This window comes from Mumia sp. (genome assembly GCF_028803055.1).
GTDB lineage: Bacteria > Actinomycetota > Actinomycetes > Propionibacteriales > Nocardioidaceae > Mumia.
In genome coordinates this window covers 1-8,901 of record NZ_JARBCJ010000147.1, presented here as the reverse complement: position 1 = coordinate 8,901, position 8,901 = coordinate 1, and the positions used below count along the sequence as shown (strand labels likewise).

Annotated in this window: 8 protein-coding genes and 1 pseudogene; 2 read left to right on the top strand and 7 right to left on the bottom strand. The window is 70.8% G+C overall.

The annotated features are described in order from the left end of the window. Positions 1–370, bottom strand: a pseudogene (locus PV363_RS13425) (catalase-peroxidase); the annotation flags it as partial. A gap of 69 nt (positions 371–439) precedes the next feature. Next, on the bottom strand, positions 440–874 hold the full coding sequence (locus tag PV363_RS13420; protein ID WP_220342871.1) for a Fur family transcriptional regulator: 435 nt from the start codon (positions 872–874) through the stop codon (positions 440–442). Positions 875–1,007: 133 nt separating this feature from the next. Between PV363_RS13420 and PV363_RS13415 the strand changes: the two genes are divergently transcribed. Together PV363_RS13415 and PV363_RS13410 are read left to right on the top strand one after the other, a co-directional pair. Beyond that, positions 1,008–1,553, top strand: coding sequence for a hypothetical protein (locus PV363_RS13415; protein WP_301022570.1), 546 nt, complete (start codon positions 1,008–1,010; stop codon positions 1,551–1,553). 42 nt (positions 1,554–1,595) lie between these two features. Next, on the top strand, positions 1,596–2,141 hold the full coding sequence (locus PV363_RS13410; protein ID WP_301022569.1) for a hypothetical protein: 546 nt from the start codon (positions 1,596–1,598) through the stop codon (positions 2,139–2,141). A 90-nt stretch (positions 2,142–2,231) separates the two neighbouring features. On the opposite strand, the gene PV363_RS13405 is transcribed toward PV363_RS13410, so the two are convergent. The 5 genes from PV363_RS13405 to PV363_RS13385 all read right to left on the bottom strand — a co-directional run bounded on the left by PV363_RS13405 (position 2,232) and on the right by PV363_RS13385 (position 8,737). Next, complete coding sequence (locus tag PV363_RS13405) at positions 2,232–2,921, bottom strand: VOC family protein (protein ID WP_220366579.1); 690 nt, start codon at positions 2,919–2,921, stop codon at positions 2,232–2,234. A gap of 34 nt (positions 2,922–2,955) precedes the next feature. Further along, positions 2,956–3,885: a hydroxymethylglutaryl-CoA lyase gene (locus PV363_RS13400; RefSeq protein WP_301022568.1), complete on the bottom strand. Its 930-nt coding sequence runs from the start codon at positions 3,883–3,885 to the stop codon at positions 2,956–2,958. Further along, positions 3,882–5,744 (bottom strand): biotin carboxylase N-terminal domain-containing protein, encoded by a 1,863-nt coding sequence (locus PV363_RS13395; protein WP_301022567.1) that lies wholly within the window; start codon positions 5,742–5,744, stop codon positions 3,882–3,884. The genes PV363_RS13400 and PV363_RS13395 overlap by 4 nt, the downstream gene beginning before the upstream one ends. A 5-nt stretch (positions 5,745–5,749) precedes the next feature. Further along, positions 5,750–7,324, bottom strand: coding sequence for a carboxyl transferase domain-containing protein (locus tag PV363_RS13390; RefSeq protein ID WP_301022566.1), 1,575 nt, complete (start codon positions 7,322–7,324; stop codon positions 5,750–5,752). An 87-nt stretch (positions 7,325–7,411) separates the two neighbouring features. After that, the gene (locus tag PV363_RS13385; protein WP_301022565.1) at positions 7,412–8,737 is read right to left on the bottom strand and encodes an alpha/beta fold hydrolase; all 1,326 of its coding nucleotides are present in this window, start codon (positions 8,735–8,737) and stop codon (positions 7,412–7,414) included. Positions 8,738–8,901 lie beyond the last annotated feature (164 nt).

Sequence of the window (8,901 nt, the reverse complement as noted above, 5' to 3'; positions counted from 1 at the left end):
CGCCGCGACCGTCGCTGACGCGGTAGGTGCCCGCGCTGTGCCACGCCATCCGGATGATGAACGGCCCGTAGTGGCCGAAGTCGGCCGGCCACCAGTCCTGCGACGTCGTCAGGACCTGAGAGATGTCCTGCTTCACGGCGTCGAGATCGAGCGCACCGAACGCCGCGGCGTAGTCGAAGTCCTCGCCGAGCGGGTTGGCGACCGCAGGGTTCTTGGCGAGGATCTTGAGGTTGAGCTGGTTGGGCCACCAGGCACGGTTGCCGCTGCCACCCTGCGTCGGGTGGGCGGCCTTGCCGTGCGCCACGGGGCATCCGCCCGCGGGCTGATCCTCGTTGACCTCGCCGATGACGGCGTCGTGGTTCTCGGACATGTGTTCCTTTCCAGGGCTTGCTGAACTACGGGGTACTGCTGGGGGTGAAGGCGGGAGGGACGAGACGGATCACACGTCCTGAGCGGTGGTTGCGCACGAGGCGCACGTGCCCCAGAAGACGACCTCGGCCTCGTCGATCACGAAGCCGCGGTCGTCGGAGGCGTGCAGGCAGGGAGCCTCGCCGACGGCGCAGTCCACGTCGGCGATCGCTCCGCACGAGCGGCAGACGACGTGGTGGTGGTTGTCTCCGACCCGCGCCTCGTACCGGGCGACCGAGCCGGAGGGCTGGATGCGCCGGACGAGGCCGTGATCGGCCAGCGTGCGGAGCGAGTCGTACACCGCCTGGTGCGACACCGTCGGCAGACGGCGGCGTACGGCGGCGATGATCGTCTCGGTGTCGGCGTGGGGCGCCTCGTGCACGGCGGTCAGCACCGCGACCCGTGGCCGAGTCACGCGCAGCGTCGCCGCGCGGATCAGCAGCTCGATCTCGGGTGCGGGGGGCATGGGCTCAGTGTGGCTGCTTTTCTTGAATGAGTCAAAAAAAGGGTCCCGCAGCACAGCACGGCGGGGCTGACCCTCCCTCGTGCTGCCATGGACGGACGTCAGCAACCGACATGACGAACGCGGAGGTTCACTCATGACGAGACGATGGATGCGCATCGGCGTAGCAGCGGCGGGCTCCGTCCTGGCCGTCGGCCTGATCCCAGGGACGGCGCACGCGGCGACGACCGACGTGAAGGACCCGCGCGGCGATGCCCCGCGAGTCGCCGACATCACCAAGCTCCGGGTCAAGAACGGCGAACACCGGGTCACGGGTGTGCTCACCGTGCCTCACCACAAGAAGCGGAAGTACGCCGGGATCGACCTCATGATCCGGACGAAGGACAGCGGCCGTTGGGCCTACATCGTCTCGATCGCCCCTGCCGGCAACGGCCAGGCCGCCAAGAAGGGGCTCTTCTATCAGCGCGGCGACGATCCGGCCACGTCCCGGCGGCTGCCGTGCACCGGCATCAAGACCGCGTGGAAGAGCAAGAAGATCACGATCTCGGTCCCCGTCCGCTGCCTGACGGAGACCAGTGCCCGTCGAGTGCGGGCGCGCGCCGGGATCATCACCCGGCTCGAGCCGGGACACGACTGGTACGACGACCTCACCCGCTACAGCCGCTACGTCCGACGCGGCTGACGACACGGGTTGGACAAGGAAAACGAACGAGGAGGTTCACTCATGACGAGACGATGGATGCGCATCGGCGCAGTAGCGGCAGGGTCCGTCCTGGCCGTCGGCATGGTGCCGACCGCAGCACAGGCGGCGACCACCGACGTGAAGGACCCGCGCGGCGATGCCCCGCGGGTCGCCGACATCACCAAGCTGCGGGTCAAGAACGGCGACCACCGCGTCAGCGGTGTGCTGACGATCCCGAACCGCAACAAGAAGAAGCTCGCGATCACGGAGCTGAACATCAAGACCCGTGACAGCGGCCGCTGGGCCTACATCGTCTCGGTCAAGCGCAACCGCCAGGGCGCGGTGACCGGCAAGTCCCTCGGCTGGCAGCGCGGTGACGATCCGAGCAGTTACACACCGCTTCCCTGCAGCGGGATCAAGACGTCCTGGAACGGCAAGAAGACGACCATCTCGGTGCCCGTCCGCTGCCTGACCAAGACGACCCGCCCGCGCGTCAAGGTGCGTGCCGCGATCATCGCCCGCGTCGGCGAGGGTCACGACTGGTACGACGAGCGCACCCGCTACAGCCGCTACGTCAAGCGCGGCTGACCTCTCCTCCCCGATGTGTGCAGAACATCCAGGATCTCGGGCGTAAGACCTGGATGAACTGCACACATCGGGGACGGAACGCCCGCGACGTCAGGCGCGGTCGAGCGATCGCCTCAGGTCGGCGACCGCCTCCTCGATCTCGGGGGTGAGGGGGTGGTCGCCGAGCTCGTCCAAGGTGCGGGCCGCAGCCTCGGGGTCGTCGGCGCGGACCCAGAGCTCGGCGAGGTAGGCCAGCGCCTGCACCCGGTCCTCGATGGGACTCGCCTCGTCCTCACGGCGGATCGCGCCGGCGAGCAAGGTCGCCGCCTCCGCCGGGTCACCGTTCGAGTCGGCGAGCACCACCGCGTACGCGTACGCCGTCGCGAGCCGGCTCTCCTCCATGACGGGCTCCGCGATGCCGCGCGTGAAGCGGACCGCGTTGCCGCCCGGGTCGATCAGGCTGAATCCCGAGAGGCCGCGGGCGTTCTCGCGCAGGCGCGGTCGCGTGATCCGGGGGACACCGGACATCGGGAGCGTGTCGTAGCGCTCACGCAACCCGGCCGCGATCGCCTCGAACCACGGCTCGGTGTCGTCGACCAGGACGACGCACGTCCCGTACGAGCCGTCGGGATCGAACCCCTCCACGCCGAAGTAGTGGAGCTCCAGGCCGTCGCGCTCGACGGCGACGTACGGGTTGGGGCTGGACTGGCGAAAGGTCGTGGTGAACCCGAGGGCTTCGTAGAAGTCGGTGATGTCGTCGATCGAAGGGCAGGGCAGCAGCGGGATCGCGCGGACAGACATACCAGCAGCGTAGAACCCCGGCCCGTCTGGCCGCTCAGCCGGCCGTCAGCGCACGCACCACCGCGGACGGGGACGGGCGCCCCAGCTGCTCTGCCATCCAGGCACTCGTCTGCGCGAGCGCGGACAGGTCGACCCCGTGCGCCACGCCGAGCCCGTCGAGCATCCAGACCAGATCCTCGGTGGCGAGGTTGCCGGTCGCAGACTTCGCGTACGGACACCCGCCGAGCCCACCGGCGGAGGCGTCGAAGGTCGTGACGCCGCGGCGGAGTGCCGCGTACGTGTTGGCGAGCGCCTGCCCGTAGGTGTCGTGGAAGTGCAGGGCGATCCGGTCGAGTCCGACGCCCGCCTCCGCGAACGCGTCGAGCAGCACCTCGACATGGTGTGCGGTGCCGACGCCGATCGTGTCGCCGAGGCTGAGCTGGCTCGCGCCGAGGTCGAAGAGCCGCCGGCCCACGCCGACGACCTGCTCGACCGGCACCGCGCCCTCCCAGGGGTCGCCGAAGCACATGGAGACGTAGGCGCGCACGTCCAGCCCGGCCGCACGGGCGCGCCGTACGGTCGGCTCGAACATCGCGAACTGCGACTCGTACGTGCTGTTGAGGTTCTTCGCGGCGAACGTCTCCGTGGCGCTGGCAAAGACCGCGACGTGGGTGACGCCGGACTCGAGCGCGCGGTCGAGGCCGCGCTCGTTGGGGACGAGGACGGGGTACGGCACGGGGCCGTGCAGGTCGAGCCGCGCGACCAGGTCGGCGGCGTCAGCGAGCTGCGGGACCCATCGCGGGTGGACGAAGCTCGTCGCCTCGACGACCGGGAGTCCGGCGGCGGTCAGCCGCTCGACGAACGCGAGCTTGGTGTCGAGAGGGATCACGCCCGACTCGTTCTGCAGACCGTCGCGGGCACCGACCTCGTAGATCGTCACCCTCTCGGGCAGTGCCGGATCGCGGTGGACGGAGGGGAGACTCACGCCTGGTCCTCCACCCTGAACAGCAGCGCACCGAGCGCGACCTGGTCACCGGACGCGACCCCGACCCGGGTCACCACACCCGCGTACGGAGCCTTCAGCGCGATCTCCATCTTCATCGCCTCCACGACGCCGAGGACCTGGCCTTCGTCCACCGTCTCACCCTCGGCCGCCGAGACGGAGAGGACCGTGCCCGGCATCGGGGACACGATGTCGGCGTCGCCGGTCGCAGCGCCTACGCGGTCACGCGCCGGGTCCGGGTGACGGAACGTCCAGGACTGGCCCTGGTGGGCGACGGTCACGCTGCGGGGATCGACGACCGACGGCGCGTCGACGGCCGTGACTGCTTCGTACGACCCGGGCGTCAGGCTGACCTCCACCGGGTTGGCGTCGGCGTCGACGAGCGAGACCAGGACCGGAGCCGGGCTCGCCGCGGAGCGCCACCCGTCGGCGGCGCCGAACGGGTCGTCGGCCGGAGACACGTTCGCTCGGGCCCACGCCCGCGTCGCGGACTCACACGCCTGCGGCGGGACGTCGGGCCGTGTCGTCAGGTCTGCCGCCTCGGCCGAGTCGAGCCACGACGTGTGGACCGCCGCGGACCCGAAGGCGTCGGACGCCACCAGCCGTCGAAGGAAGCCGGTGTTGGTGGTGACGCCCAGCACGGCCGTCCGGTCGAGCGCGTCGACGAGTGCGGCGCGAGCGGTCTCGCGGTCCGGTCCGTGCGCGATCACCTTGCCCAGCATCGGGTCGTACGCGGTGGTGACCTCGGCGCCCGACTCGAGCGCCGCGTCGACACGCACGTGCTCGGGCCAGACGACGCGGTCGGCACGGCCCGCCTGCGGGAGGAATCCGGCGTAGGCGTCCTCGGCGTAGACGCGCGCCTCGATCGCGTGTCCGGTCGCGGCCACCTCGTCCTGGGCGATGTCGAGGGGGAGACCCTGCGCGACCCGCAGCTGGAGGTCGACGAGGTCCAGCCCGGTGATCGCCTCGGTCACCGGGTGCTCGACCTGGAGGCGCGTGTTCATCTCGAGGAAGGCGATCCGCTCCGCGTCGCCCTGGCCGTGCACGAGGAACTCGACCGTGCCGGCGTTCACGTAGCCGACCTCCTGCGACAGCGCGACCGCGGCCTCCGTCAGCCGGGCGCGCGTGGCGTCGGAGATCGTCGGGGCCGGGGCCTCCTCGAGCACCTTCTGGTGGCGGCGCTGGGCCGAGCAGTCGCGCTCGAAGAGGTGGAGGACGGTGCCGTGCTCGTCGCCGATCACCTGCACCTCGACGTGGCGGCCACGCTCGACGTACTCCTCGACGATGAGCGTGTCGTCGCCGAAGGCCGACGCGGCCTCACGGCGGGCGGCCGCGATCGCCTCGGCGAGGTCGGCGGGGTCGCGCACGACACGCATGCCCTTGCCGCCTCCACCGGCCGCGGCCTTGACCAGGACGGGATAGGCGTCGGCGGGGACCGTCGCCGGGTCATAGCGCTGGGTCACGGGCACGCCTGCCCGCTCGGCCACGTCACGCGCCCGGTCCTTGCGCCCCATCAGGTCGATGACCTCGGCGCTCGGTCCGATCCACACCAGGCCGGCGTCGGTGACCGACCGAGCCGCGTCGGCCCGCTCGGACAGGAACCCGTAGCCAGGGTGCACGGCCTGCGCACCACTGCGTCGAGCGGCGTCCAGGATCGCGTCGACGGAGAGGTAGGAGTCGACCCGCTCGACATGGTCTGCGAGGCGGACATGGGGCGCCAGGGCATCGGCGTCGGAGTGGACGGCGACCGCCCGCAGCCCGGCCGCCTGGAGGGCGCGGACGACGCGGACGGCGATCTCGCCGCGGTTGGCGACGAGCACGCTGGTGAATCGTGGGGTCATGGCACTCACATCCGGAAGACGCCGTAGTGGGGTTCGGGGATCGGCGCGTTGGACGACGCCTGGAGCGCCATGCCGAGGACGCGCCGGGTGTCGGCGGGGTCGATGATGCCGTCGTCCCAGAGCCGTGCGGTCGAGTAGTACGCAGAGCCCTGCGCCTCGTACTGGGCGCGGATCGGGGCCTTGAAGGCCTCCTCGTCGTCGGCCGACCACTCCTCGCCACGCGCCTCCACGCCGTCTCGCCGGACGGTCGCCAGCACCGAGGCGGCCTGCTCGCCGCCCATCACGGAGATCTTGGCGTTGGGCCACATCCAGAGGAAGCGAGGGTCGTACGCGCGTCCCGACATGCCGTAGTTGCCGGCGCCGTACGACCCGCCGATGACGACGGTGAACCGCGGGACGACCGAGGACGCGACGGCGGTCACGAGCTTGGCGCCGTCCTTGGCGATGCCGCCGTTCTCGTACTCGCGGCCGACCATGAAGCCGGTGATGTTCTGGAGGAACACCAACGGGACGCCGCGCTGGTTGGCGAGCTCGATGAAGTGCGCGCCCTTGAGGGACGACTCGGAGAACAAGATGCCGTTGTTGGCGACGATGGCGACCGGGTAGCCCCAGATGCGGGCGAACGCGCAGACCAGCGTCTCGCCGTACAGCGGCTTGAACTCGTGGAACGTCGAGCCGTCGACGAGGCGACGGATCACCTCGCGCACGTCGTACGGGGTGCGCGAGTCGGTCGGCACCACGTCGTACAGGGTCTCGGGGTCCTCGAGGGGCTCGACGACCTCCGTGCGCTCGAGGCTGGGAGGCGTCCGGCGCTCGAACGTCGCGACGATGCTGCGGACGATCGCCAAGGCGTGGGCGTCGTCGTCGGCGAGGTGGTCGACGACACCGGAGCGCCGGGCGTGGACCTCGCCGCCGCCCAGCTCCTCGGCAGTGACGACCTCCCCGGTCGCGGCCTTCACCAGCGGCGGGCCTCCCAGGAAGATCGTGCCCTGGTCCTTGACGATGACGGTCTCGTCGCTCATCGCCGGGACGTACGCGCCTCCCGCGGTGCACGAGCCCATCACCGCGGCGACCTGCGGGATGCCCTGCGCCGACATCTGCGCCTGGTTGTAGAAGATGCGCCCGAAGTGCTCCCGGTCCGGGAAGACCTCGTCCTGCATCGGCAGGAACGCGCCCCCGGAGTCCACGAGATAGAGGCAGGGGAGCCGGTTCTCGGCAGCCACGGTCTGGGCGCGGAGGTGCTTCTTGACCGTGAGCGGGTAGTAGGTGCCGCCCTTGACGGTGGCGTCGTTGGCGACGATCACACACTCGCGGCCCGACACCCGGCCGATGCCGGCGACCACACCTGCGCTGGGCACCGCGTGCGCGTCCCCGTCGGCGCCGTACATCCCGTACGCGGCCAGCGGCGCGATCTCGAGGAACGGCGAGCCGGGGTCGAGGAGGCGGTCGACGCGGTCGCGGACGAAGAGCTTGCCGCGCTTCTCGTGCTTGTCGCGGGCGCGCTCCGGTCCGCCGGTGCGCACGACGGCGAGGCGTTCGCGCAGCTCGGCGACGAGGTCGCGCATGCCGGTGGGGTGCATGCCGTCGATGTTAACGGTTGTTAACCTGAGAAACCACCGCCCCCGTGGGACTACGCACCCGCCTCGCCGGTCCGTACGCCTCAGCCGTCAGTGCGCGTCGAACTGCACGGACACCCAGTGGTCGGACGACGGCCAGGCCGGGACGACGAGGGTGTGCGGACGTGTCGTCCCGCGCGGCACCGCCCGCAGCCGGATCCCGGCGTGCCGGCGGGGCGCCCGGAGGTACTGGTCGACGCCGGTGATGAACGGGACCGACGCGAACTCGGCGATGGGCTGACCCAGGACGCTCACCCCGTCGGCGTGCTGGTCGCCCACCGCGATGCCGATCGCGCGCTTGGCTCGAGGAGCGATCCCGTCGAGAACCGAGACGCCGTCGATCGTCAGGGTGTCGTTGCGGCCGTCCTGGTCGCTCCACCACTCCTTGTTGCGGCTGATCGTGAGGTTGGCGTGCCGCGGCGACGCGGTCATCACGCTGCGCACGACCCCGCCGGGCTGGTCGGTCATCAGGCGGACGAACCGGTCGGAGCGCGTGAACGGCTCGGTGTAGAAGTGGTGCGTGATCTCGCCGCGGGTGAGCACGAACTCGTACCGGGCGTGCCGCGAGGCGCGGAACGGGCCGAACGCTCCGTCGGTCACGTCGAAGGTGGCGACCGGTCGTCCGAGGCGTGCCCCAGTGAGCCGACCGACGCGATAGACCCTCAGCGTGCCGTCGACCACCGGCAGGTTGCTCACGAAGAAGTTCACCCGCCCGGATACCGTCGGACGCCCACGCTCCGCACGGACCTCGGTCGTGGCGGGCCGGCGCCCGTTGAAGAAGCGGAACATCTCGCGGAAGCTCTTTTCCGAGGTGACCGCCTCGGTGTGCCCCTGCTCGCCGAGGTCGACGTTGGTGGCACCGACGACCGTGCGGGTGACGCCTGGATAGCGCCACGGCTCCGCCCACAGCGCCAGGGTCGGGACGCCGCCGGGGAGCGCCGTCGCCGTCAGACCGTCGATGTTGACGTAGTGGGCGACACGGCCGGCGCGCGCCGGGGAGCTGTTCAAGTACTGCTGGGAGACGTACGTGCCGAGGGAGTGGCCGACGAGGTCGACCTTGTCGGCTCGCGTACGCCGGAGCACCGCCGCGACCGCGGCGTCGATCCGCTCGTGCACCTGAGCGAGCGTGTTGGTCTGGAACTGCGTGTCGTACTCGACCGCCTCGATGTCCTCCGCGCGGTAGCCGTTGCTCGCGAACCGCAGCGCGGGTGTCTGGAACTGGCTCGCCGAGCCCGCCGAGCCGTGCACGAAGACGATGGGTCGCGGCTTGACGTGTCCCGGACCCGTCCCGCTCGCCGGAGCAGGCGCTGCCAGGGCGAACGAGGCGAGAACGAGCGAGAGAGTGGCGGCGACGATCGAGCCGAGCACACGCTTCACGGGACCTCCTGGGCCGAGATGTGATCTCCGACACTAAGCAGGCGCTTAGCGGGGGTCAACAGCAGGACGTGAGACCGCGTCTCAGGCGAGCAACAGGGTCTTGCCGATCGCGCTGCGGTCCTCCAGCCCACGGTGGGCGTCGGCGGCCCGTTCCAACGGATAGC